Genomic DNA, 21,228 nt, shown 5'->3' with positions numbered 1-21,228 from the left:
CTCAGGCCGAGGCTTTCACCGCGGTCCAGCCGCCGTCCACCACCAGGCTCGCCCCGGTGACGAAGGCGGCGTCGGGTGAGGCGAGGAAGGCCACAGCGGCGGCCACCTCGTCGGGGGTGCCGAACCGCTCCGCCACGGTCTCCGCGACGCTGCGCCGACGGTCCTCTTCGGACACATCGGCCCAGGCGCCGGTGAGGATCGGCCCGGGCAGCACGGTGTTGACCCGCACCCGGGGGCCGTACTCCACCGCGAGCTGGCGGCCGAGCGCGACGAGGCCGCCCTTGGCGGCGGCGTACGCGGGGCGGCCGGGCAGCCCGACCAGCGCGTGCACCGAGGAGACCAGCACCACCGCGCCGGAGCGTTCGCGCAGGTCGTCCAGGCAGGCGCGGACGCCGAGGAAGCTGCCGGTGAGGCTGACCCCGAGTTGATGGTCCCAGGATTGCCGGCTGGTCTCGTGCGCCGGAGCGACCTGCACCGCGTACGCGTTGCTGACCAGGATGTCGACGGGACCGAGGTGTTCCCGAGTGGCCGCCACGGCGGCCGTCCAGGCGGCTTCGTCGCTGACGTCGGCCACTACGGACAGTGCGCGTCCGCCCTGGGCGGTCAGCTCCTCGGCCAGCGGGGTGGAATCGCAGACGTCGACCAGTGCCACCGCCGCGCCCTCGGCGACGAGCCGCCGGGCGGTAGCCGCACCGATGCCGCCCATCGCGCCGGTGACCAGCGCGTTCCTACCATTGAGCCGGAGCATGGGCTGATCCACCTGACCTCGACCTCGGTCTCATCTAATCATTAATTACGAAGATATCTTGACAGCCGGTGCGAGCCAATGCAACCTTCTGATCACACCATTCACATGGCAGACACATCGCGCCGTGACGCTACGTGTCGTAGAGGAAGGACACCCCTCGTGAGCGACTTCGACCCCGGTCGCCGGCGATTCCTTGGCCACCTCGGGCTCGCCGGCCTGGGTGCGCTCGGCGCCAGCTCGTTCCTCAGCGCCTGCGCCAGCTCCGCCAGCGGACCGGCGACCGGCAGCGGCTCCGGCGCGGTCACCATCCAGTCCAACCTCTCCTCACCGCAGGCCAAGGCGGCGATGGAGAAGCTGATCGCCAACTTCAACGCGCAGGGCAAGGGCACGGCGAGCCTCAACACCATCGCCTCGGAGACCTTCCGGACCCAGCTGCCGACCTACCTGACCTCGGCCAACCCGCCGGACCTCTACACCTGGTACGCGGGCTCGGTGGCCAACGACTACGCCAGCCGCAACCTGCTGCTGGACGTCTCCGACGTCTGGAAGTCGCTCGGCGACTACCCCGCGTCGCTGCGCACCCTCTCCACCGACGCCAGCGGCAAGCAGGTCTTCGTGCCGATGAACAACTACTGGTGGGGCTTCTTCTACCGCAAGTCCAACTTCGCCAAGTGGGGCGTGCAGGAGCCGAAGACCTGGACCGAGTTCCTGGCCCTGTGCCAGACGCTGAAGAGCAAGGGCATCCCGCCGATCGGCATCGGCCTGGGCGACACCCCGTGGGTGGCCTCCGCCTGGTTCGACTACCTCAACATCCGGATCAACGGCGCCCCGTTCCACCGCGAACTGCTCGCCGGCAAGCAGCGCTTCGACGACCCGAAGGTCAAGGCGGTCTTCACCCGCTGGCGCGAGGCCCTGCCCTACTTCGACCCCAAGGGCAAGGCGTACCCGTTCCAGGAGGCGACCACCGCGCTGCTGGCCGGCAAGACCGGCATGTTCCTGATCGGCACCTTCTTCGCCGACGCGGCGCCCAAGGACGCGCTCGGCGACCTGGACTTCTTCCGGTTCCCGATCATCGACCCGGCGGTGCCGCTGGCCGAGGAGGCGCCGACCGACGGCTTCTTCGCCAGCGCGAAGACCGCCAACCCGACCGGCACCAAGGCCCTGCTCAGCTACCTGGCCGGGGTCGAGGCCCAGGAGGCGTACGTCAAGGCCAGCTCCGGCATCGTGCTGCCGGCCAACCCCAAGGCCAAGGCGTCCGACTCGCCACTGGTGGTCAAGGGCAAGGCGATGCTGAACGAGGCCAAGGAGCTGACCCAGTTCTTCAACCGCGACTCCAGCGACGCCCTCCAGCCCACCGCGGACACCGCGCTGACCAAGTTCATCGACAAGCCGGACCAGATCGACGCGATCCTGCGCGAGTGGCAGACCAGCGCCGAGAAGGTCTTCAAGGGCTGACGTGACGGCAACCATCTCCACACCTGCGACAACCCCGGTCGCCACCCGGCGGCGGCGACGGTCGGCTGGCCTGTCGCCGCTGCTGGTGGCGTTCGTCCTGGTGCCCTTCGCGGTCGAGAGCATCTGGGTGTTCTGGCCGGCGCTGCAGGGCTTCTGGTTCTCACTCACCCGCTGGGACGGCATGGCGCCGCCGGCCTTCGTCGGCGTCGACAACTACGTCGAGCTGGCCGGTGACGCGACCTTCCGGGGTGCGCTGCTCAACACGGTGATCTGGCTGGTCCTCTTCGGCGGGCTCTCCGTGCTGGGCGGCTTCGGCATGGCCCTGGTCCTGCAACGCGAGCGCCGGGGGGTCGGCTTCTACCGCGCCGCACTGTTCACCCCGGTCGTCTTCTCGCTGGTGGTCACCGCGCTGGTCTGGCGGGTCTTCTACCAGCCCGACGGGATCGCCGACACGGTCCTGCGCGGCATCGGCCTGGAGCACCTCATCCGGCCGTGGCTCGCCGACCCGCAGACCGCGCTGTACGCGGTGATCCTGCCCGCGCTGTGGCGGCAGATCGGCTACGTCATGGTGCTCTACCTGGCCGGGCTCAAGGCGATCGACCCGGCGTTGCACGAGGCGGCCCGGATGGACGGCGCGAACTCCTGGCAACGACTGCGCCACGTGACCATTCCCCAGCTCAAGGGGGTCAACGCCGTGGTGCTCTCGGTCATCGTGATCGACTCGCTGCGCTCCTTCGACATCGTCTGGTCGCTGACCAAGGGCGGGCCGTACCACTCGTCGGAGCTGCTGAGCACGTACATGTACTCGACCGCGTTCCAGAGCCTGCGGCTCGGCTACGCCTCCGCGATCGCCGTGGTGATCTTCGTGCTCGCGCTGGCGGTCATCCTCGGCTACCTCGTCCGAGCGTTCCGGGAGGAAGCGTGATCTCCAAGCTCCGCACCGGGTCCTTCCACACCGGCATGATCCTGCTCTCGCTGCTCTGGCTGGCGCCTGTGCTGTGGGTGGTGGTGATGTCCACCCGGTCCTTCGACGACATCGCGGCGCACGGCGTCGGCAGCCTGCCCCGGTCGTTCACCCTGGACACCTACCGTCAGGCCTGGACCGACGGTGGCGAGTTGCGCGCGCTGGTCAACAGCCTGCTGGTCACCATCCCGTCGGTGGCGCTGAGCCTCGCCCTGGCCGCGGTGGCCGCGTTCGCGCTCAGCCGCTACCGGATCCCGGGCCGGCGCACCATCCTGCTGCTCATGCTCGCGGGCAACCTCCTGCCACCGCAGATCCTGCTCATCCCGGTGGCCAAGTTCAGCGAGCTGACCGGCCTCTACGACACGCTCTGGGCGCTGATCGCGGTGCAGGTCGGCTTCGGGCTCGGCTTCTACACCTTCGTCCTGCACGGCTTCATGCGTGACCTGCCGGGCGAGATCCAGGAGGCGGCCACCATCGACGGTGCCGGCCCGGCGCAGATCTTCGCTCGGGTCATGCTGCCACTGACCCGGCCCGCGCTGGCCGCCCTCGGTGCGCTCTCCTTCACCTGGATCTTCAACGACCTGCTCTGGGCGATCACCGTGCTGCGTACCGACGACAACATGCCGGTCACCCCGGCGCTGCTCGGCCTCCAGGGGCAGTTCGTCTCCTCCTGGAACGTGATCGCCGCGGGCACGGTCATCGCGGCCGTCCCGACCGTCGCGGTCTTCCTGCGCTTCCAGCGGCACTTCGTTTCAGGCCTGGCGATCGGAGCGGTCAAGTGACCACGTTGACGGGCGCCAGCCGGCGCTGGACTCTGCGCGGCGCGCAGACGGAATACACGGTGGCCGTGCCGGCGCACGGCCGGTGGCTGGAGCTGGTGGCCTGGGGGCCGCACGGCGTCTCCGACGGGCCGTCGGCGGTGGCCTACGACGGCCCGGTGCCGTTCCTCACCGCCGGCGACGCCGCGGCGATCGAGTACGCGACCGACGCCGACCGACCGTTCACCGGCGCCGACCTGGTGGTGGAGACCGCCGCCGGGGACCGCCGGGTGGGCCTGGGGTACACCGGCGAGGTGGCCGACCCCGACCGGCGCGAGCTGGCGGTCGACTTCGCCGACCCGGTCACCGGGCTGCGGGCCACCGTGCACTACCGGGTGCCCGCCGGCACCGACGTGGTGCAGCGGTGGGTCGAGCTGACCAACGCCGGCAGCGGACCGCTGAAGCTGGTCCGGGCCGGCTCGGCGGGGTTCTGCGTACCCACTCCGCACGGCGCGCTGCTCAGCCATCAGTGGGGGCAGTGGGAGCAGGAGTTCCAGCTCTCCCACGTCGAGTTGGGCCACGGCGCGTTCACCATCGGCAGTGCCCAGGGGGTGCCCGGGCACCTGCACGTACCGTGGCTGGCCGTCCGGGACGCCGCCGAGCCGGCGGGCCCGACCTGGGGTGTGGCGGTGGCCTGGACGGGTTCCTGGGAGATCGGCGCGGAGCGCGACACCGGCGGTCTGACCCGGGTCCGGGCCGGCCGACAGCTGGTCGACGGCCCGTTGGAGCTGGGTCCCGGCGACCGACTGACCCTGCCGGTGGTCACCGGGGCGTACAGCCCCGACGGCCTGGACGGGCTGGCCCGGGTCTGGCACACCCACCAGCGCCAGCTCGCCGCCGACCGGCTGACCCCCCGGCCGGTGCTCTACAACTCCTGGGAGGCCACCTACTTCGCCGTCGAGGCGAAGAGTCAGCTGGAGCTGGCCGAGATCGCCGCCGAGCTGGGTGTCGAGACGTTCGTGGTGGACGACGGCTGGTTCGTCGGCCGCAACGACGACACTGGCGGGCTGGGCGACTGGACGCCCGACCCGGCCAAGTTCCCCGCCGGGTTCGACGCGTTCATCGCCGACGTCCGGGCGCTGGGGCTCAACTTCGGGCTCTGGGTCGAGCCGGAGTGCGTCAACCCGCGCTCGCGGCTCTACGCCGAGCACCCCGAGTGGGTCTACGCCGTCGACGGCCGGCCGCTCACCCCGGTACGCAACCAGTACCTGCTCGACCTGGGCCGCCCGGAGGTCGCCGAGTTCGTGCACTCCACCGTGGACGGTCTGCTGCGCCGGTACGACATCGACTACCTGAAGTGGGACTTCAACCGCCCGCGTACCGAGCCGGGGCGGCCCGGCGCGGCCGGCCCGCTCGACCTAGACGGCGCGCACGTGGCCAACCTGCACCGCATCTACGAGCGGCTGCGCCACGACCACCCGGGGGTGCTGATCGAGTCGTGCGCCGGTGGCGGTGGGCGCGCCGACCTGGCGATGGCAGCCCGGGCCGACGTCTTCTGGCCCAGCGACAACACCGGCCCGCTGGACCGGCTGGCCATCCAGTACGGCTTCCTGCACGCCAACGCCCCGCACCTGCTCAGCTCCTGGGTCACCGACGCGCCCGGCATGTTCGACCTGCGCCCGCGCTCGCTGGCGTTCCGGTTCGTGCTGGCGATGGCCGGCGTGCTCGGCGTGGGCGCGGACATCCGGTCCTGGACCGCGGAACAGCGGGCCGAGGCGGCCGGTTGGATCGCCCGGTACAAGGAGATCCGGGACGTCGTCACGCACGGCGAGGTGCACCTGATCGGCGGGCCCGACCAGGCCCGATGCGCGGTGCAGTACACCGCCCCGGACGAGCGCCGGGTGGTCGTCCTGGCCTGGCACACCGGGCGGCTGGACGGCGCCGGCCTGCTGCCGTCGCGTCCGGTCCGGCTGCCGCTGCGCGGCCTCGACCCGGCCGCCCGCTACTCCGACGGCGAGCGGCACTACTCCGGCACTCACCTCACCGCGGTCGGCCTGCCGGTGCACTGGAGCCCGACCCACGACGCCGACCTCATCGTGCTGCACCGCGACTGAGGCCGGCGGCACCACCGCACCCCCACCCCCGAGGGACAGGAGTACCCATGCGCCTGATCCGACCGCTGACCGCCACCCTGGCCGTGCTCGGCCTGGGCCTGGTCGGCCCCGCGCCGGCGCTGGCCGGCCCACCTGCCACCGAAACCCCACCCGTCGGCACACCCGGTGCCGGGCCCCGCCCGGGCCGGGTGGACGACACCGGGGCCGAGGACCAGGGCGCCCCCACCTACTTCAACAGTGGGCTCGCCCCGACGCCGTACCAGGGCTGGAACACCTACTTCGGTCTCGGCGGCGACCCCACCGAGGCGGAGATCCGCTCGGTCACCGACTTCATGGTGAGCAGCGGCCTGCGCGACGCCGGCTACACCTACGTCTGGATCGACGGGAACTGGGCGGCGCCCACCCCCCGCGACGGCGCCGGTCAGCTGGTCGCCGATCCGGCCCGGTTCCCCGGCGGGATGGCGGCGCTGGCCGCGTACATCCATTCCAAGGGCATGAAGGCCGGCATCTACACCGACGCCGGCCCGTACCTGCCGGGCCAGTGCGGGCTCGGCAGCAACGGCCATTACCAGGCCGACGTCGACCAGTTCGCCGGCTGGGGCTTCGACGCGCTCAAGGCCGACTGGCTCTGCGGGCGGGCCGCCGGCCTCGACCCGGAGACCACCTTCCGTCAGCTCGCCGACGCGGTACGCCGGTCGCCCCGGCCGATGCTGCTCAACATCTGCAACCCGGTCAGCTCCGACTGGGGTGGCGGCCCGTACACCCCGGAGCAGCTCTCCACCTGGAGCTACACCTACGCGCCCACGATCGCCGACTCGTGGCGCACCTACACCGACGTGAACCTGACCGATCCCACCCCGCAGTGGGCGTTCCCGTGGGTGCTGCGCAACATGGACGTCAACGCGTACCACCCGGCGGCCACCGGGCCGGGGCACTACAACGACCCGGACTACCTGCTGCCGATGCGACCGCTGCCCGCCGGCGGGTACGAGATGAGCCTGGACGAGTCCAGGACCCAGCTCGGCATGTGGGCGATCATGGCCGCGCCGCTGGTGATCGGATCCGACCCGCGCGGCCTGCCCGGCGAGATGATCTCGGCGCTGACCAACCCGGAGATCGTCGGGGTGGACCAGGACCCGCTGGTCCGGCAGGGCGTGAAGGTCGCCGACACCGGGGTCGACGCGCAGGTCTGGAGCAAGGTGCTCACCGGCTCCGGCCGTCGGGCCGTGGCGCTGCTCAACCGGCACGACACCGCCCAGGCGATCACGGTGAACTTCGCCGACGTCGCGCTCGGCGGTCCGGTCGCGGTCCGCGACCTGTGGGCCCGCGCCGACGTCGACGCCGCCCCCGGCACCGCCGGCGTCCAGCCGTTCACCGGCTCGTACACCGTGCAGGTCCCGGCGCACGGGGTGGCCATGCTCGCCCTGACCGGCACCGACCAGGTGGCCGGCGTCGACCTCGGCGGCACGGCCAGCGCAAGTCCGGCGCTGGTGCGGGTGGACGACACGCACGCCGCCGCCTTCGTCCGGAGCGCCTCCGGCGCACTGGCGATGAACACCCGCTCCGGCACCACCTGGGGCACCGGTTGGACCTCGCTCGGTGGTCCGGTCGGCGGCCGGATCGTCGGCCAGCCGGCCGCGTACGGGTCGGCGGGCGGTCGCATCGACGTCTTCGTCCGGGGCAGCGACAACGCGGTGTGGCGGCGCAGCCTCGTCGCCGGCGCGTGGGGGCCGTGGAGCAGCCTCGGCGGCACGGTGACCGACGCGCCGACGGTGGCGTGGACCAGTCCGACGCAGTGGACGATCGTGGCGCGCGGCGCCGACGGCAAGCTCTGGTCACGGACCCCGTCCACCGGTTGGACCGGGATCGGCGCGCCGGACGACCGGCCGATCCACGGCCGCCCGAGCGCGGTCGTCGACGATGCCGGCGTGCTGCACGTCGCGGTCCGCAGCCGGACCGACGAGGTGTGGTGGCGCAGCCGGACCGGCGCCACCTGGTCGGCCTGGACCGCGCTCGGCGGCACCACCAGCGGCAGCCCGACCCTGCTGGCCACCTCCGGTCGGGTCTACCTGTTCGCGCTGGCCGCCGACAACCGGCTCTGGCAGCGCAACCTGGTCGACGGGGCGTGGGGCGGCTGGTTCCGTCGGGGCGAGTTCGCCACCGACGCGTTCCGGGGCGCCCCGGGTGCCGCGGCCGGCGCCAACGGCAGCGCCTGGCTGGCGGTACGTGGCGTCGACGACCGGGTGCACCAGATCGTTCTCTGATCCACGGCGGCGTGTCGCCGGCGGTTTCACCCGCCGGCGGCACGCCATCGGTTCGACCCGCGACTGCGCCATCTCCTCGTCCCACCGCTGCTGGCGGGGACCGGTGGCCAGCGCCGCATCGTGGAACGCGCCACCCGGCCGCCCTGGCACGGCGGCATTTCCGCGAGAACCGAACGGACATTCCAGGCAGGTAGTAGCGTCCCCTTCGTGCTGGACCTTGGTGCGCTCGGAGCGCCCTGGAGCCTGGCCAGCGCGACGGGCCTGAGCGATCCCCCCCAAGCCTGGCTGATGGACGTCGTCGACGTCCTGGTCCGGGTGGTGGAGGCCACCGGGGCGGTGGTCATCTTCGTCGGCGCCGTGTTGGCCTTCGGCCAGTTCGTGCTCGTGGGCTTCCGGGACCGGCGGACCCGCAGCTTCATTCCGGTACGGCTGCGGCTCGGGCGGTTCCTCGCCCTCGGGCTGGAGTTCCAGCTTGCCTCGGACATCCTGCGTACCGCCATCGCGCCGACCCTGCTCGAGATCGCCGAACTCGCCGCGATCGCCGCGATCCGGACCGCGTTGAACTTCTTCCTCGCCAAGGAGAGCAAACAGCAACGCGACGAACTGGCCCAGACCGACGACCGTTCCGGTGCACCGCCGGAGCCGGTGGGCCGGTCGCGCGGGGACCGCCGATGAGTGTCCTCATCGAGTACGCCGCGCTGTCCTGTGTCCTGGCCGGCCTGCTGACCGGCGGGCTGGTCCTGCTCACCGTGCGCGACGGGCGGCTGGCCCTGATGGTGGCACTCGACTTCTGGATCGCCGCCGGGCTGCTACGGCTGAGCCTGCGACCCGGCTGGGATCAGCTGATCAGCGCGGCGGCGATCATCGCCGTACGTCAGATCGTCGGCCTGGCGCTCTGGTCCCGGCGGTCGCCACGGCGACCGCCGACCCCCGACACCTGACCGTGCCGGCTCAGCCGACGGTTCGGCCCAGGAAGCCTCGGACGTAGCCGGCGATGACGTCCAGGTGGCTCTCCAGGGCGAAGTGCCCGGTGCTCCGCGGGGGTCCGGGTCTTCGTCCGGCCGGCCGCTCAGGGACGGTGCTGGTTCGGGACCGGCCGGGTCGGGATGTGCTCGTAACGCTTGCGCATGACCTCGCTGGCGGCCGGGCCGGCGGCGAAGACGAAGTTCTCGGCGTCGAGCGGGCGTCCGGTGGTCCGGTCGACGATGACCGGGTCGACCTCCTCGCCGGTGTTCCGGTCGACCAGGATCATGCTGCGTTCGCCGGGCCCGAGGCGGGAGTTCCCCCAGGCGGCGAGGGCGACCACGATGGGACGCAGGCTGCGGCCCAGCTCGGTGAGGACGTACTCGTAGCGGTCCGGCCGGGTCTGGTAGCGGCGCCGTTCGAGCAGCCCCTGACTGGTGAGCGTCTTGAGTCGGCTGGTCAGGATGCTGGATGAGACGCCCAGGTTGGCCTGGAACTGCTCGAATCGGGTGTAGCCGTCGAATGCGTCATGCAAGATCAGGAGTGTCCACCACTCGCCCACGTGCCCCAGCGCGCTGGACAGCGGGCACTCGCGGTCCTCCAGCCGGATCTTCCCTGCCACGGATCTGCCCTCTCCCGAGTGGGTGCTAGTGTCGAAGTCAGTAGGTTCTGATTCCGAAGCAACTATACGGCGTCCCCAGGACGTCCGCTTCATGCTGCAACGACAGGGGTAACCGATGTCCGAGACACTGTCCGCGCGCGATTCACTGCACGGCCGACGCGCCCTGGTGACCGGGGGAACGAAGGGTGCCGGGGCCGCGATCGCCGCCCGGCTGCGCGAGGCCGGCGCCGACGTGTGGGCCACCGCCCGCACCCAGCCGGAGGGGTACGAGTACGCCGACCGGTTCATCGCCGCCGACACGTCGACCGTCGCGGGTGCCGACCTGGTGGCGCAGCGGCTGCTCGGCGCGGGCGGCGTCGACATCATCGTGCACGTCGTCGGCGGCTCGCACGCCCCGGCCGGTGGCTTCGCCGCGCTCACCGAGCAGGACTGGATCGAGGAGTTGAACCTCAACCTCCTCGGCGCGGTCCGGCTCGACCGGCACCTCGTTCCGTCCATGATCGAAAAGCGCTCGGGCGCGATCGTGCACGTCTCCTCGATCCAACGCCGCAAGCCGATGTACGAGGCCACCCTCGGGTACGCGGCCGCGAAGGCGGCGCTGACCGCGTACAGCAAGGGCCTGGCCAACGAGCTCGCGCCGCACGGCGTACGGGTCAACAGCGTCGCGCCCGGCTTCATCCAGACCACCGCCGCCGACGCGCTGATCGACCGCCTCGCCGCCGGGCAGGGCGTCGACCGCGACACCGCCCTCGACCAGCTGATGGCCTCCCTGGGCGGGATCCCGCTGGGTCGCCCGGCCCATCCGAGCGAGGTCGCCGACCTGGTCGGCTTCCTGGTCTCCGACCGCGCCTCGGCCATCGTCGGAGCGGAACACGTCATCGACGGCGGCACCATCCCGACCGTCTGACCCTCCTCCGAAAGGACAGCGACCATGGCTGCCACCGACACCGCACCGGACATCATCCGCCGCTACTTCGAGCTGGCCGGCCAGCGGGACCAGGACGCCTACTTCGCCCTGTTCGCCGACGACGCCGTCGTCGAGGACGAGGGGAGGGAGTACCGCGGCATCGACGCCATCCGGCGGTGGCGCGGCGAGGTGCCGCTGGTGTCGTACGACATCACCGACGTCGAGCAGACGCCCGCCGGCACCATCGTGACCGCCACGATCAGCGGCGACTTCCCGGGCAGCCCGGTCGCCGGGCTCCGGTTCCGCTTCGGCGACTACGACGACACCCGGATCCGAAGGCTCCGCATCGCACCCTGACCGGCGGCGACCGGCGTTCAATCGGTTCAATCCGCGGGTCACGGCTCCGGCCAACCCAGAAGATGGAGGAGAGTGACGCGGGAGTCGGCCGGCGAACGGCCAGCCACCGACAGCGGGAGCGCAATCGTGAGCGATATCAGCCTCGGCGCCGGCCAGCGGGGTAGCGACTACGCCGACCTGTCCCGGCAGATCCGCGCGGCGGGTCTGCTCGAACGGAGGACCGCCTACTACGCGGTGCGGATCGGCCTCGTCGTCGGTTCCTTCGCCGGACTGTGGGCCCTGTTCTTCGTCCTGGGTGAATCGTGGTGGCAGCTCGGAGTGGCGGTGGCCCTCGCGGTGGTCATCGCGCAGGCCGGGTTCCTCGGCCACGACGCGGGGCACCGGCAGATCGGCCGCTCACGCCGGGCCGACGATCTGATCGGCATCCTGCACGGCAACCTGCTGACGGGGATCAGCTACGGCTGGTGGGTGGACAAGCACAACCGGCACCACGCCCACCCGAACACCGAGGGCAAGGACCCCGACATCACCGTGGCCCCCCTGTCCTTCACCGCTGACCAGGCGCGGCGACAGCGGGGCCTGGGCGCACTGTTCGTCCGGCACCAGGCGTACCTCTTCTTCCCGCTGCTGCTGCTGGAGGGCCTGCACCTGCACGCCCTCAGCCTGCGGGCCGTCCTCGGCCGACGCCGCCTCGCGCGTCGACCGGTCGAGGCCGGGCTGCTCGCCCTGCACCTCGGCGGCTACCTGGCTGCCGTGTTCCTCGTCCTGAACCCCGCGCAGGCGATCACGTTCATCCTCGTCAACCAGGGCGTGCTCGGCCTGTACCTCGGCTGTTCCTTCGCTCCCAACCACAAGGGCATGCCGATCCTCGGCGCCGAGGACAACCTCGACTACCTGCGGCGGCAGGTCCTCACGTCCCGCAACGTGCGCGGGGGGTGGCTCCTCGACACCGCGCTCGGCGGCCTCAACTACCAGATCGAACATCACCTGTTCCCGAGCATGCCGTGCCCCAACCTCCGCCGCGCCCGGCCGCTGATCCAGCGGTTCTGCGCCGAGCACGGCATCGCCTACCACGAGACGAGCCTGGGCCGCTCCTGGGCGGAGGGACTGCGCCACCTGAACGACATCGGATCCCCCGGGTCCCGGACGGGCCGGGCCGTCGGCTGACGCCGGCCGGCCGCCGAGTGCCGGAACCCGGCGGGCCAGGCGTGACGCCGCCGCGTCAGCACCGGCGGCGGATCGCGAACCCCGGTCCCAGCCGGAACTGACGCCCCACCAGCGCGGCGACAGCCACCGCGGCAGCGGCCGCTGCCCCGGCGACGATGGCCGGACGACGGCGGATGGCTGATCGGACCGCGCCCACCGCACCCGACCGTGAACCCAGCGCCGATCCGTCCTGATGCCGCGCGTTGCCGGAGATCTCGCCGATGGCGGCCTTCGGTCGCCGTGTCCCGCCGCGGCCGAGTGCCCGCCCGCGCTGCTGCACGGACCGGGCCACGCCGCCGAGACCCGCGCTCGTCCTCGTGCGGACGTCGGACAGGGCACCGGCTGCCCGTTCCTGCATCGTCTGGGCCCGCTGTGTCACGTCCTGCCCGACCCGGTTCGGCAACTCGGTGACCCGTTCCGCCCCCATGTCCGCCTTGTTCGCCAACGCCTGGACGGTGTCACTCAGGTCGGCCCGGGTCCGCTCGATGTCCGTACGGACGCGGTCCGGGTCACTGCTCCAGTTGGTCACTGCTTCCTGCCCTCCTCTGCGGCCTGCCGGCACGGCAGCCGGGGTGCCGTCCACCCCGCGGTGCCGTGCCGGCGGCCGACACCCTCAGCGGGACGCCGCTCCCGATCGAGCGGGGTCGGTGCTTTCGACAGCAGGCGGTGACACGTACGTGGTCGTCGCATCGAACGCACCGGTCCGGAGGGCGGAATCCTCGTCGCCCGTCTTGTCCCGGGCAGCCCGCCGGGCCCGTACCACGGCTGCCGCGAACGCCGCCGCTGTCAGCGACATCGCCGCTGCCTGCCACAGCTGCCGTCTCCTGCTCTCTCGACGCCTCATGCCGATCGCCCCTTCACTGACTCGCTTGGTCGTGGCCTCCATCGTGCAAAACCGGAAGCGGTAGCCAGGGGGCCTTCCGCGCATTTGACACGTTCGTGCCGGATGAGGACATCGCTGCGCGACCGCGGGCCGCGGCGCGGGTCGGGCAGGCGAGCCCACCAGCCTGCCCTGGTCGTCACCAGGTGGACGGGCGCTCGAGGTCGCCGGCCCGTTGGTATCCGCCGAGGACCGCCAGACCATCCGACTCGGTGTAGCCGTTCCCCCAACCCCTGAGGAACGCCTCGACGACGTGCGGCCAGCAACCGGGCAAGCCGCACCAGCGCTGAGGTACGGGCGAACGCGTACTCCTCGAACGTCACGCACTATCAACGTCGCGGACCGGCCAGGTCGTAGACACCCCCCGGGCATTCTTCGAGGACCGGTTGGCGCGCGCCGGCAACTGACCACTGCCGCGGAAGTGCGGGCACGCTGGATCCGGCCGCCGGCTGGTCGTCCCCTCCGCTGGTCGTCATCGTTCGGTGAGAAGGGTGGCGGTCGGGAGCCGTCGGATGAGGATCGCCGGGACCAGGGCGGCGAGCACGGTCAGCAGCAGCGCCCCGGCGGTCACGGCCAGCGACAGGATCGCCAACCGGCCGTCGAGGCGGCCGACCAGCAGGGCCACCGATCCGAGGCCCGCTACGGTCCCGAGGACGCTGCCGAGCACTCCCACGCCGAGGGCTTCGTAGACGAGCAGCCGGTTGAGTGCGGAGTCCGGCCATCCGACGGCCCGGAGGGTGGCGAACTCGGCGGAGCGTTCCCGCACGTTGAGGTAGAGCACGTCGGCCACGCCCAGCACCCCGAACAGCAGCACCCCACCGACCGCGATCAGATCCACTCCACGTACCTGCACGGAGACGGCCTGGCCGAGCAGGGAGCCGACCATGCCGTCCTGGAACGCCCAGAGCGAGGCGGCGATCAAGGTGACCGCGCCTACGCCGGCGGCGAGGCTGACCGCTCCGGCGAGGGTGCGTGCGGGTGCCCGTACCAGGTTGGCGGCGGCGAGTCCGGCGAAGGTACGCCGTGGGGCGGCGCGTCGGGCCCGCGCGGGGGCCGCCTGGAGCAACTCGGCCGATCGGGTGCGGGCGGCCTGGATCGCCGGTAGCGCGCCGGCCACCGCGGTGAGAAACACCGCGATCGGTACGCACAGGAGGACGACGGCGCCGGAGACCTCGACGCCGGCCAGGTGGCCGAGCGGGCTGGACAGGCCGGCGCCGAGCAGGCCCGCGGCGAGGCCGAGGGTGGTGGTCTCGGTGAGGACCAGCAGGCTCAGTCGCCAGCCGGGCCAGCCGACGCAGGCCAGCACGGCCAGTTCTCGTCGGCGGGAGCGGACGGCGGTGGACACCGCGTTGCCGACGAGCAGGGCGCACACCACCAGTAGCAGTCCGAGCAGCATGATGTTCTTGCGGTCGACGGCGGTGACGATCTCGGCAGCCACGCCCTTGCGTGTGCCGGCTTCGGCCAGGGTCAGGTCGGGGCGGCCGAGTGGGTTGGCGGGCAGCAGCACGGGGCTACGTACGGTGGAGCCGCCGAGCACGATTTCGACGGTCAGCCCGGTCTGCCGGACGATTTCGTCGGCCACGAGCCGGACCCGTTCCCGGGCCACCTCGTCGAACCGGTCGATGCCGGCCACCCGGACCCGGACGGAGCTCAGTGGTGTGTCGGCCACCGGTGAACCGACGCTGGTGTACAGGTCATCGGTGGCGGTCAGGGTGGTCAGCAGGTGCGGTGGGCGGGGCGGGTAGCCCAGCGGGTCGTCGCCGGGCAGTAGGGGACGGTCGGCGAGCAGCTGCCGGGTACGGGGGTCGGCGCCCACCGGTGGGGCCGGGCGGTACAGGTCGAGGGCCTGCTGGGCGGCGCCACCGACGGTGGGCAGGGCGTCGGCTGCGAAGCTGCCCACGGGGGTGACCGACCACTCCTCGCTCCGCCCGATCAGACTGATCGGCTCCCCGGTGCCGACACCGCCGGCGTTGAGCCAGGCATCCCGCCACAGGTCGTCGATGGCCTGGTCGGTGGAACCGGGTTCACCGGAGCGGAGCAGTATTCGGCCGCTGCCGTCGGGTTGTGGTGTGTAGGCCGGTAGTGCCGGTCGCAGCAGGGTCTGGACGCCGGACAGGGGGCCGTTGTCGGCCAGGGCGGTGTCGAGTCGGGCGCGGTAGAGCTGCCCCAGGTCGTGCGCGGCTGCCTGCGGGGGTGCCTTCGCCGAGTCGCGCAGCAGCGGCCACAGTGCTTCGGTCGTGGAACCGGGCACCTGGCTGGCGGTCCGGCCCGCGAGTCGGGACACGGCGAGGTTCATCTGCTCGTCCAGAGCGAGGTCCGTAGCGGCGAGTACCGGCAGTGTCCGGCCGGCCGGGCCGGTCGGCGTGAACGGTGACGCCGATGTGCTGCGGGTTGCGGGGCCGATCGTGTCGGAGCCGGTCAGGTAGCGGCCCTGGCGTACCGCCCGGTCCAGGCCGGCCAGGCGCGCCTCGGCTGTCGGGTCGATCCCGGCCACGAGCATCGGTACCACCGCGGGTAGCCGGGTCTCCAGTCGAGCGGTGGCGGGTATGGCGGCGACGGGGCGGCCGAGCGTGATCACGTTGGCCGCCCGGAAGGTGCCGTCGGAGAGCAACTGGTAGGCCTCCAACACGCTGGCCTTGGTTCGTCGGTTGCCCGGATCGAAGCTGCCCGTGGCGGTCGTGCACACCTGCAGACGCCGCCCGTCGGGCTGCACCTCCAAGGGGCCACCTCCGCCAGTGCCGGGGCACTCGGCGGCCGAGGTGGTCTGGTCGATGCGGGTGCCGTCGGAGTAGACGAACACACGCTGGCCGCCGTCCATCACGGACAGTGGCAGCAGGGGCCGACGGGACACGTAAACGTAGGTGGGAGCGGCGGCGAGCGTGCTCAGCCCACGGTCCGCGCTGACGCGGAGGGCGACCTCGATGACCTGCCGCTCGGCTGTCCGGTCGACCTGGTCGGTCACGTCCACCGGCAGGCCGGGTCGGATGTCGGCGAGCCCGAGGACCGCCAGCGGGGCGGCCACCTCGACCCCGGGGACGCGTTCGATCCTCCGCCACTGCTCCAGGGTGATGCCGCCGTAGGCCGCGGTGGGCCGGTCCTGACGCAGCGGGCCACCGACGGGCGCCGACGGGTGGACCAGGATGTCGTACGACGGCCGGAACTGGCCGTCGATGGAGCCGCGGGCGACCAGCCGTGAGGTGGCGGCGGCCCCGGTGAGCACGGTGAACCCGGTGGTCGCGACCAGCACGGCGGCGAACACCGCCAGACTCCGGCCGGGCGTGTGCCGTAGCTGGGACCAGACCATCCGCAACATGAGTGGGACCTCTCCGCTCAGGAGTACGGGTCGACCTGCGGCCGGCCGGAACGGCGTCGTGAGTTCATCCCACTCCTTCTGATCGACCTGTCGATGAGCGTTGTACGAACCCATGACGTTGGCGGTTTCCGACCACCGCACCCCGTTTCCGCGCCGGTGTCAGACGGTCCGTCCGTCGTGGACGCGAACGTCCGGTCGCAGCGGTCCGCGAGCGACGCCTCGTGGGTCACCATGAGCAGGGTCTTGCCCGTATTCGTCGCGTAGCCGCCAGAGCAGGTCCATGATCCCGGTGCCGGTGGCGGAGTCCAGGTTGCCGGCCGGCTCGTCGGCCAGCAGGTAGTGGGCGAGCCGCCGGCCGGACAGGCCGGTCACCTCCACGTCATCGACCTCGATGCGGCCCTCGTCGGCGCGTTCGATCGCGCCGATCAGATGCAGCAGGGTGGACTTTTGCGAACCGCTCGGGCCGGTCACCGCGACGGTGGCGCCCGCCGGCACCTGAAGGGTGACCCGGTCCACGCCGACGATCGTCCCGTCACCCGAGCGGAACCGCTTGACCAGGTCGGCGACCCGGATGACGGCTCCCCGCCCGGCGGTGGTCTCGCCGTCGGCCCTCATCGGGCGCCGGGCATCGTCAGCAGGAACATGGAATGCACGAGCAGATCTTCCACCGCCCAGCCCCCGTATCGCTCGGCATGACAAGTGAAAATACATGGCCGGCCGTCGATCAATCAACCCGACGGAAGGACCCCGCGCCGCAGCCCCCACCAGCCAATCCTCCGGATCCTGCGTGCGAACTCAGCACTTGATCTCAGGCTCGGGTGACCGGGTGCACGCGGGCAACTCCCTGCCAACCCCCGGTGAACCCCAGGTCGCTGGACCAGGCGCTCGCGCCCTCGTAGCTCAGGGGATAGAGCATCGCCGCAGGCGTCCGCATGATTGCGGACCGCTCAAGGACTCAGCCTCGGTGACGAGGACGTCGGGCGGGCGAACGCGCTGCCTGTCTCAAGTGGGTGCCTACGCGAGCGGCCAGACTTCTACCGGGAAGACCACCATGTCGAAGCCGTCGTGGCAGCGAAGCCCAGCGACTCGTACAGCGGCCTGCCCAGCCGGGAAGCGGTCAGTGTGACCGGCAGGCCTGCCATCGGAGCTAGGGAACCCAGCATGACCGCACGGCCCACACCCCGGGAACGGAACGCCGGCGAGGTTCCGACCCAGTAGTGGCTGCCAAACCCACCGTCCACGACGGTGACGCACACCCCCGCGATCTCGCCATCCAGACTGGCGATGAACACGTCCACACCTGGCTGGTGAATCAACGCAATCGGGAACATCTCACCGCCCTGGTAGGGCTCGAATCTGGCGAGCGCGAAAGCGGCGATCACGGCTCGCTCAGCCGCTCTCAGGTCCGACTCGCTCGGCGCCCGGAGCACGTTCATCGCGGGCTCGGCAACAGCGCCGGGCTGGCGCAGCATGATCGGCATCTGCCAGTTGCGCATGCGTAGGTGGCTCAGATCGGTCGAGCTGAACGGGTCCTCGGCGTCCACCGGACCGGCTGCCCGGGTGGCCAGATCGGATATCTCAGCTACCTCCTCGCGCCACAGGTCGGGCTTCTGGATCAGGACGCGCAGACCCGCGCGCTCGTCACCGACGACGGCGACGAAGCCGCGGCGGCGGATCACCCTGTGGCCGCGGGCGTGGCCGGTGGCGGCCCAGAAAGCAGCCGAATTGCGGGCCTGTCGCAGGGGAGCGTCAGAGGCAGAAGCAGGCCGATCGGGGGTGCGCACGTCGATCGTCATGGGGCAGGTATTCCTTCTCATGGCGTCATCGAGGTTGCCGCCGACCGCCCCGGTGCAAATCGCGGCGCGCACCGTTTCGGCGACGTCGCCGTAGCCGCGTTCCAGGTCTGCGGTCACCGGAAGGTCCACGGCGGCGGCTCGGGGCTCGTTCCCTGGGGTCAGGACGGGGCTACGCGAAACTGAGGCCATTGGCCCGGGCGCGTTTGAGTTCGGAGAAGGCTCCGCAGGCGGCGAGCAGGCGGGCGCCCTCGAAGACGCGCACGGCCTCGTCCCCCCGAGGGATCGAGGTCAGCACGGGGCCGAAGAAGGCCACGTCGTCGACCACCACCGTCGGTGTACCGAGATCCTCGCCGACGAGTTTCTGGGCGCGGGAGGTGCTCGCGCGCATCTGCGGGTCGAGGTCGCTGCGGTGGGCGGCGTCGGCCAGGTCGGCGGGAAGGCCCGCCTCGGTCAGGGCCGCTGGGACGACGCGGTCGAAGTTCTTGTCGCCCTCGTCGTGGATCCGGTGCCCGAGCGCCGGGTACAGACGCGCCAGGGCGTCGGGGCCGTGATGGGCGACTGCTGCCACGCAGACCCGCGCCGGCCCCCACGCCCGGTCGTTGAACTCGCGGTACCAGGGCTCCAGATCTCGATGCTCGTTGATCACCGCGAGGCTCATGACCTCGAACCGCAGAGTGATCGGACGCATCCGCGCCACTTCCATCAGCCAGCGCGAGGTGATCCAAGCAAACGGACAGGACGGGTCCACGAAGGCCGTGACCACCGGAGGCGCGGCACGATACGAGTTATCTTCCACGGAAAGTAAGTTACCTTCCATGGAAGGTAAGATGCAATCGTGGATGGAGACCGCATCGCCGAAATCGTTGGTCAGTGGCGTCGTGAGCGACCAGACCTCGACCCCAGCCCGCTGCTGATCATCGGTCGGATCCAACAGTTGGCCGACCTGCTCGACGCGGCCCTGAGGCCGCCATTCGCCGCGGCGAATCTGGGCAACGGCGAGTTCGACGTGCTTGCGGCGCTGCGCCGGGAGGGTGAGCCGTACACGCTCACGGCCGGGCAGCTGAGCCAGCGGATGCTCGTGACCACCGGGGCGGTGACCAAGCGTGTGGACCGGCTGATCGCCCGAGGGTTCGTGTCGCGCTCGGTGTTCGAAGCCGACGCGCGCGGCAGAGTGGTGGGGTTGACTCCCGCCGGGGTGGCGTTGATCGATCGGCTCATCGAGGATCATCTGGCTAACGAGGCGGCTGTCCTTCGTGACCTCACCGACAGCGAACGCGGAGGGCTCGAGCGCCTACTGGCGACGTTGACTCGAGCCATCGTTTCCCAGCTTTCGGGATCCGAGACGAGGGGTTGATCGACTCAGAAACACCAACGGGGCGGTGAAGGCCGAACCCGGGGAAGAACTGATCGTGCGGCGACGAACCGGTAGAGCGCCGTGCCGCTGCCGCGCTGAAGCTTTCGCGGTCCAAGCGAAAGTCTGACCGGTGGCCAAATCCGGCGGGCTGGTCAGACCGCTACAGCGCGGGCAAGGCCAGCACTGGCCCGCGCGCCCGAGACCAGCCGGAGATTTCTGGGCAACGACTCGCCCGCCCCCGCTCAGCTGATGCCGCCCCGCGTCGGCCTCGTGGCTGAGTCAGCGCTCGAAGCCCGCGGACGGTTGCTGGCGAGGTTGGTTCCTGTCGGCTGGCGGCTCCCATGCCAGGGGGAGCGCGCGGCACGCCATGATCTTGCGTGATGTGCGCGGTGCGTGCTCTCCAGCAAATGCCAACCCGGGTGAGCCAGTGCCAACGCGGATCACCGCGGCCGACTGCCGGTCGCAAACCGGTGTCCGTGTGCTCCGAGCGTGCTCCTGGGCTGGGAAAACGGGGTGCGGAGAACGTGGGTGAACGTGGGCCACTCCCTGCCACCCCCGGTGAACCCCAGGTCGCTAGACTAGGCGCTCGCGCCCTCGTAGCTCAGGGGATAGAGCATCGGTTTCCTAAACCGTGTGTCGCAGGTTCGAATCCTGCCGGGGGCACCTCGAAGATCAGCCAGAGCCGGCCGTTGAAGACCAGCCAGATGTCCGCCGGGCCATGCGGCCCCATGCCCCGTTCCACCAGCGACCGCGTACCTCCACCCACAGCAGCCTGGGCGACCAAGCGTTCGATGCGGTCGGCAGCCGGCGTGGCGACGACGGATCTTGCGTGGGGCCGAAGGCTTGCTCTACGGTTCGCGAGTGGCAATTCTGCAGGCGCTGACGAACCAGGGACGCGTCGTGGGCGGCCACCTGGCGAGCGGCAGCGTTCTCTCAGGCCAGGGCGGACTCACCATCCAGCACCCACGCAACCCATTCAAGCGGCCCAAGCTCAACGCCGAGACCGTGCTCGAGTGGGAGGAACTCTCGACCACGGAAGGTATCGCCAGCGTCATGGGCCAGGCTGCCGCGAAGGCTGCTCTGCCTGGGATGATCGGTAGGGCTGTCGGTGCCGGCCTCGGGGCTTCCATGAAATCCGGGCACACCGTCCGCGTGACCTGGGCCGACGGCAATCAGTCCATCATTGAGTTGCCGGAAAAGCTGTTCATGATCTTCTCCGTATTACTCAAGCGCCAGCAGGTCGTAACCGATGCCTCCGCGCAAGCCGAGTCTTCGGAGCCCCTCCCAGCCCAGCCTGGCGTGACCGAGAAGATTTTGGACCTTGCTTCTTCGGTGATCCAGCGAGGCAAGCATGGGGCACCGGCCGAGGCCGCAGCTCAGCCGGATGTTGTCGAGTAGATCGCGAAGCTCGCCTCGCTCCGCGACGCTGGCATCCTCACGGACGAGGAGTTCACGGAGAAGAAGGCTGAGCTGCTCAAGCGTCTCTGAAACTTGAGGCGGCCAGTCGTCGCCCCGGTCACCGAACGC

Annotated in this window: 20 protein-coding genes and 1 tRNA gene; 14 read left to right on the top strand and 7 right to left on the bottom strand. The window is 71.0% G+C overall.

Features of this window, described 5'->3' with window-relative positions; translation table 11 throughout:
* Nucleotide 1: 1 nt before the first annotated feature.
* Nucleotides 2–748, bottom strand: a complete 747-nt coding sequence (locus tag ACFOW4_RS23095) for an SDR family NAD(P)-dependent oxidoreductase (RefSeq protein ID WP_377531079.1) — start codon at nucleotides 746–748, stop codon at nucleotides 2–4.
* 159 nt (nucleotides 749–907) lie between these two features.
* Here ACFOW4_RS23095 and ACFOW4_RS23090 point away from each other — a divergent pair, with 159 nt between their 5' ends.
* The 7 genes from ACFOW4_RS23090 to ACFOW4_RS23060 all read left to right on the top strand — a co-directional run bounded on the left by ACFOW4_RS23090 (nucleotide 908) and on the right by ACFOW4_RS23060 (nucleotide 9,244).
* Nucleotides 908–2,203 carry an ABC transporter substrate-binding protein gene (locus ACFOW4_RS23090; RefSeq protein ID WP_377531076.1) on the top strand — a complete coding sequence of 432 codons (1,296 nt, stop codon included), beginning with the start codon at nucleotides 908–910 and terminating at the stop codon, nucleotides 2,201–2,203.
* A gap of 1 nt (nucleotide 2,204) precedes the next feature.
* Nucleotides 2,205–3,128 carry a carbohydrate ABC transporter permease gene (locus ACFOW4_RS23085; RefSeq protein WP_377531073.1) on the top strand — a complete coding sequence of 308 codons (924 nt, stop codon included), beginning with the start codon at nucleotides 2,205–2,207 and terminating at the stop codon, nucleotides 3,126–3,128.
* Nucleotides 3,125–3,949: a carbohydrate ABC transporter permease gene (locus ACFOW4_RS23080; RefSeq protein WP_377531070.1), complete on the top strand. Its 825-nt coding sequence runs from the start codon at nucleotides 3,125–3,127 to the stop codon at nucleotides 3,947–3,949. Before ACFOW4_RS23085 ends, ACFOW4_RS23080 begins: the two co-directional genes overlap by 4 nt.
* Nucleotides 3,946–6,039 (top strand): alpha-galactosidase, encoded by a 2,094-nt coding sequence (locus ACFOW4_RS23075; RefSeq protein WP_377531067.1) that lies wholly within the window; start codon nucleotides 3,946–3,948, stop codon nucleotides 6,037–6,039. Before ACFOW4_RS23080 ends, ACFOW4_RS23075 begins: the two co-directional genes overlap by 4 nt.
* A 47-nt stretch (nucleotides 6,040–6,086) precedes the next feature.
* A complete protein-coding gene (locus ACFOW4_RS23070; protein ID WP_377531065.1) occupies nucleotides 6,087–8,303 on the top strand; it encodes a glycoside hydrolase family 27 protein in 2,217 nt (738 codons plus the stop codon).
* 288 nt (nucleotides 8,304–8,591) lie between these two features.
* On the top strand, nucleotides 8,592–8,978 hold the full coding sequence (locus ACFOW4_RS23065) for a DUF1622 domain-containing protein (protein WP_377531720.1): 387 nt from the start codon (nucleotides 8,592–8,594) through the stop codon (nucleotides 8,976–8,978).
* Complete coding sequence (locus ACFOW4_RS23060; RefSeq protein ID WP_377531063.1) at nucleotides 8,975–9,244, top strand: DUF1622 domain-containing protein; 270 nt, start codon at nucleotides 8,975–8,977, stop codon at nucleotides 9,242–9,244. The genes ACFOW4_RS23065 and ACFOW4_RS23060 overlap by 4 nt, the downstream gene beginning before the upstream one ends.
* Before the next feature lie 128 nt (nucleotides 9,245–9,372).
* On the opposite strand, the gene ACFOW4_RS23055 is transcribed toward ACFOW4_RS23060, so the two are convergent.
* Nucleotides 9,373–9,888 carry a winged helix-turn-helix transcriptional regulator gene (locus ACFOW4_RS23055; RefSeq protein WP_377531060.1) on the bottom strand — a complete coding sequence of 172 codons (516 nt, stop codon included), beginning with the start codon at nucleotides 9,886–9,888 and terminating at the stop codon, nucleotides 9,373–9,375.
* A 115-nt stretch (nucleotides 9,889–10,003) separates the two neighbouring features.
* On the opposite strand from ACFOW4_RS23055, the gene ACFOW4_RS23050 reads away from it, so the two are divergent.
* The 3 genes from ACFOW4_RS23050 (at nucleotide 10,004) to ACFOW4_RS23040 (ending at nucleotide 12,319) form a co-directional block, all read left to right on the top strand.
* Nucleotides 10,004–10,795: an SDR family oxidoreductase gene (locus tag ACFOW4_RS23050; protein WP_377531058.1), complete on the top strand. Its 792-nt coding sequence runs from the start codon at nucleotides 10,004–10,006 to the stop codon at nucleotides 10,793–10,795.
* Between the two features lie 24 nt (nucleotides 10,796–10,819).
* Nucleotides 10,820–11,152 carry a nuclear transport factor 2 family protein gene (locus tag ACFOW4_RS23045; protein WP_377531055.1) on the top strand — a complete coding sequence of 111 codons (333 nt, stop codon included), beginning with the start codon at nucleotides 10,820–10,822 and terminating at the stop codon, nucleotides 11,150–11,152.
* A gap of 126 nt (nucleotides 11,153–11,278) precedes the next feature.
* The gene (locus tag ACFOW4_RS23040) at nucleotides 11,279–12,319 is read left to right on the top strand and encodes a fatty acid desaturase family protein (protein WP_377531052.1); all 1,041 of its coding nucleotides are present in this window, start codon (nucleotides 11,279–11,281) and stop codon (nucleotides 12,317–12,319) included.
* Between the two features lie 55 nt (nucleotides 12,320–12,374).
* On the opposite strand, the gene ACFOW4_RS23035 is transcribed toward ACFOW4_RS23040, so the two are convergent.
* The 5 genes from ACFOW4_RS23035 to ACFOW4_RS23015 all read right to left on the bottom strand — a co-directional run bounded on the left by ACFOW4_RS23035 (nucleotide 12,375) and on the right by ACFOW4_RS23015 (nucleotide 19,143).
* Entirely contained in the window at nucleotides 12,375–12,887 is a 513-nt protein-coding gene (locus ACFOW4_RS23035; protein WP_377531049.1) for a DUF3618 domain-containing protein, read from the bottom strand.
* An 823-nt stretch (nucleotides 12,888–13,710) separates the two neighbouring features.
* Nucleotides 13,711–16,551 carry an FtsX-like permease family protein gene (locus ACFOW4_RS23030; protein WP_377531047.1) on the bottom strand — a complete coding sequence of 947 codons (2,841 nt, stop codon included), beginning with the start codon at nucleotides 16,549–16,551 and terminating at the stop codon, nucleotides 13,711–13,713.
* A 159-nt stretch (nucleotides 16,552–16,710) separates the two neighbouring features.
* Entirely contained in the window at nucleotides 16,711–17,166 is a 456-nt protein-coding gene (locus tag ACFOW4_RS23025) for an ATP-binding cassette domain-containing protein (protein WP_377531045.1), read from the bottom strand.
* 419 nt (nucleotides 17,167–17,585) lie between these two features.
* Nucleotides 17,586–18,536: a GNAT family N-acetyltransferase gene (locus tag ACFOW4_RS23020; RefSeq protein WP_377531042.1), complete on the bottom strand. Its 951-nt coding sequence runs from the start codon at nucleotides 18,534–18,536 to the stop codon at nucleotides 17,586–17,588.
* Complete coding sequence (locus tag ACFOW4_RS23015) at nucleotides 18,517–19,143, bottom strand: disulfide bond formation protein DsbA (RefSeq protein ID WP_377531039.1); 627 nt, start codon at nucleotides 19,141–19,143, stop codon at nucleotides 18,517–18,519. The genes ACFOW4_RS23020 and ACFOW4_RS23015 overlap by 20 nt, the downstream gene beginning before the upstream one ends.
* Nucleotides 19,144–19,182: 39 nt before the next feature.
* Here ACFOW4_RS23015 and ACFOW4_RS23010 point away from each other — a divergent pair, with 39 nt between their 5' ends.
* From ACFOW4_RS23010 to ACFOW4_RS22995, 4 genes are all read left to right on the top strand, one after another.
* On the top strand, nucleotides 19,183–19,701 hold the full coding sequence (locus ACFOW4_RS23010) for a MarR family winged helix-turn-helix transcriptional regulator (protein WP_377531036.1): 519 nt from the start codon (nucleotides 19,183–19,185) through the stop codon (nucleotides 19,699–19,701).
* A 590-nt stretch (nucleotides 19,702–20,291) separates the two neighbouring features.
* Nucleotides 20,292–20,364, top strand: a tRNA-Arg gene (locus ACFOW4_RS23005).
* A 198-nt stretch (nucleotides 20,365–20,562) separates the two neighbouring features.
* Nucleotides 20,563–21,099, top strand: coding sequence for a hypothetical protein (locus ACFOW4_RS23000; RefSeq protein WP_377531034.1), 537 nt, complete (start codon nucleotides 20,563–20,565; stop codon nucleotides 21,097–21,099).
* The gene (locus tag ACFOW4_RS22995; RefSeq protein ID WP_377531719.1) at nucleotides 21,100–21,189 is read left to right on the top strand and encodes an SHOCT domain-containing protein; all 90 of its coding nucleotides are present in this window, start codon (nucleotides 21,100–21,102) and stop codon (nucleotides 21,187–21,189) included.
* The last annotated feature ends 39 nt before the right edge of the window (nucleotides 21,190–21,228 follow it).

Source organism: Micromonospora sp. GCM10011542 (assembly GCF_042650685.1).
Classification (GTDB): Bacteria; Actinomycetota; Actinomycetes; order Mycobacteriales; family Micromonosporaceae; genus Micromonospora.
The sequence above is the reverse complement of the archived record's forward strand: the minus strand, read 5'-3'. Positions and strand labels throughout refer to the sequence as shown.

Coding starts and splice junctions, on each gene's coding strand:
- ACFOW4_RS23060 (WP_377531063.1), top strand. CDS start 8,975: ATGAGTGTCCTCATCGAGTACGCCGCGCTGTCCTGTGTCCTGGCCGGC.
- ACFOW4_RS23050 (WP_377531058.1), top strand. CDS start 10,004: ATGTCCGAGACACTGTCCGCGCGCGATTCACTGCACGGCCGACGCGCC.
- ACFOW4_RS23070 (WP_377531065.1), top strand. CDS start 6,087: ATGCGCCTGATCCGACCGCTGACCGCCACCCTGGCCGTGCTCGGCCTG.
- ACFOW4_RS23020 (WP_377531042.1), bottom strand. CDS start 18,536: ATGGCCTCAGTTTCGCGTAGCCCCGTCCTGACCCCAGGGAACGAGCCC.
- ACFOW4_RS23065 (WP_377531720.1), top strand. CDS start 8,592: ATGGACGTCGTCGACGTCCTGGTCCGGGTGGTGGAGGCCACCGGGGCG.
- ACFOW4_RS23095 (WP_377531079.1), bottom strand. CDS start 748: ATGCTCCGGCTCAATGGTAGGAACGCGCTGGTCACCGGCGCGATGGGC.
- ACFOW4_RS23025 (WP_377531045.1), bottom strand. CDS start 17,166: ATGAGGGCCGACGGCGAGACCACCGCCGGGCGGGGAGCCGTCATCCGG.
- ACFOW4_RS23045 (WP_377531055.1), top strand. CDS start 10,820: ATGGCTGCCACCGACACCGCACCGGACATCATCCGCCGCTACTTCGAG.
- ACFOW4_RS23030 (WP_377531047.1), bottom strand. CDS start 16,551: ATGTTGCGGATGGTCTGGTCCCAGCTACGGCACACGCCCGGCCGGAGT.